This window comes from Streptococcus mitis, assembly GCF_047464945.1.
GTDB classification, from domain to species: domain Bacteria; phylum Bacillota; class Bacilli; order Lactobacillales; family Streptococcaceae; genus Streptococcus; species Streptococcus mitis_EA.
Genome location: NZ_JASHAX010000018.1, coordinates 1 through 2,500, shown reverse-complemented (window position 1 = coordinate 2,500; position 2,500 = coordinate 1). Strand labels below are relative to the sequence as shown.

The following is a 2,500-nucleotide window of genomic DNA, read 5'->3' as shown; positions in this document are numbered from 1 at the left end:
CCCTTCTCCCGAAGTTACGGGGTCATTTTGCCGAGTTCCTTAACGAGAGTTCTCTCGCTCACCTGAGGCTACTCGCCTCGACTACCTGTGTCGGTTTGCGGTACGGGTAGAGTATGTTTAAACGCTAGAAGCTTTTCTTGGCAGTGTGACGTCACTAACTTCGCTACTAAACTTCGCTCCCCATCACAGCTCAATGTTATAGATATAAGCATTTGACTCATATCACACCTCACTGCTTAGACAGACACTTCCAATCGTCTGCTTTAGTTAGCCTACTGCGTCCCTCCATCACTACATACTCTAGTACAGGAATATCAACCTGTTGTCCATCGGATACACCTTTCGGTCTCTCCTTAGGTCCCGACTAACCCAGGGCGGACGAGCCTTCCCCTGGAAACCTTAGTCTTACGGTGGACAGGATTCTCACCTGTCTTTCGCTACTCATACCGGCATTCTCACTTCTATGCGTTCCAGCACTCCTCACGGTACACCTTCTTCACACATAGAACGCTCTCCTACCATACCTATAAAGGTATCCACAGCTTCGGTAAATTGTTTTAGCCCCGGTACATTTTCGGCGCAGGGTCACTCGACTAGTGAGCTATTACGCACTCTTTGAATGAATAGCTGCTTCTAAGCTAACATCCTAGTTGTCTGTGCAACCCCACATCCTTTTCCACTTAACAATTATTTTGGGACCTTAGCTGGTGGTCTGGGCTGTTTCCCTTTCGACTACGGATCTTAGCACTCGCAGTCTGACTGCCGACCATAATTCATTGGCATTCGGAGTTTATCTGAGATTGGTAATCCGGGATGGACCCCTCACCCAAACAGTGCTCTACCTCCAAGAATCTTAATGTCGACGCTAGCCCTAAAGCTATTTCGGAGAGAACCAGCTATCTCCAAGTTCGTTTGGAATTTCTCCGCTACCCACAAGTCATCCAAGCACTTTTCAACGTGCCCTGGTTCGGTCCTCCAGTGCGTCTTACCGCACCTTCAACCTGCTCATGGGTAGGTCACATGGTTTCGGGTCTACGTCATGATACTAATTCGCCCTATTCAGACTCGGTTTCCCTACGGCTCCGTCTCTTCAACTTAACCTCGCATCATAACGTAACTCGCCGGTTCATTCTACAAAAGGCACGCTCTCACCCATTAACGGGCTCGAACTTGTTGTAGGCACACGGTTTCAGGTTCTATTTCACTCCCCTCCCGGGGTGCTTTTCACCTTTCCCTCACGGTACTGGTTCACTATCGGTCACTAGGGAGTATTTAGGGTTGGGAGATGGTCCTCCCAGATTCCGACGGGATTTCTCGTGTCCCGCCGTACTCAGGATACTGCTAGGTACAAAGACTATTTTAAATACGAGGCTATTACTCTCTTTGGCTGATCTTCCCAAATCATTCTTCTATAATCTTTGAGTCCACATTGCAGTCCTACAACCCCGAAGAGTAAACTCTTCGGTTTGCCCTTCTGCCGTTTCGCTCGCCGCTACTAAGGCAATCGCTTTTGCTTTCTCTTCCTGCAGCTACTTAGATGTTTCAGTTCACTGCGTCTTCCTCCTCACATCCTTAACAGATGCGGGTAACAGGTAGTACCTGTTGGGTTCCCCCATTCGGAAATCCCTGGATCATCGCTTACTTACAGCTACCCAAGGCATATCGTCGTTTGTCACGTCCTTCTTCGGCTCCTAGTGCCAAGGCATCCACCGTGCGCCCTTATTAACTTAACCTTATTTTTCTGACCTTTCAGTCATAAACTCTTATTAATACTACAGCGTTTTCGGTTTATTTTCTTGTTACTATTTGATATAGATATTCAATTTTCAATGTGCATTACTTGGTGATCTCTCACCAATGGAGCCTAGCGGGATCGAACCGCTGACCTCCTGCGTGCAAAGCAGGCGCTCTCCCAGCTGAGCTAAGGCCCCACAAGACCTCTCAAGACTAAACAAGACCAATGCGCAGTTCCTTATCCTTAGAAAGGAGGTGATCCAGCCGCACCTTCCGATACGGCTACCTTGTTACGACTTCACCCCAATCATCTATCCCACCTTAGGCGGCTGGCTCCTTACGGTTACCTCACCGACTTCGGGTGTTACAAACTCTCGTGGTGTGACGGGCGGTGTGTACAAGGCCCGGGAACGTATTCACCGCGGCGTGCTGATCCGCGATTACTAGCGATTCCGACTTCATGTAGGCGAGTTGCAGCCTACAATCCGAACTGAGACTGGCTTTAAGAGATTAGCTTGCCGTCACCGGCTTGCGACTCGTTGTACCAGCCATTGTAGCACGTGTGTAGCCCAGGTCATAAGGGGCATGATGATTTGACGTCATCCCCACCTTCCTCCGGTTTATTACCGGCAGTCTCGCTAGAGTGCCCAACTGAATGATGGCAACTAACAATAGGGGTTGCGCTCGTTGCGGGACTTAACCCAACATCTCACGACACGAGCTGACGACAACCATGCACCACCTGTCACCTCTGTCCCGAAGGAAA

At 49.4% G+C, this 2,500-nt stretch carries 1 tRNA gene and 2 rRNA genes (1 of these 3 cut by a window edge); all 3 read right to left on the bottom strand.

Annotated features, from left to right (window positions below):
* Positions 1-1,733, bottom strand: a 23S ribosomal RNA gene (locus tag QM424_RS09730); it reaches 1,168 nt to the left of the window's first position.
* A gap of 125 nt (positions 1,734-1,858) precedes the next feature.
* A tRNA-Ala gene (locus QM424_RS09725) sits at positions 1,859-1,931 on the bottom strand.
* Between the two features lie 51 nt (positions 1,932-1,982).
* A 16S ribosomal RNA gene (locus QM424_RS09720) occupies positions 1,983-2,500 on the bottom strand; the annotation flags it as partial.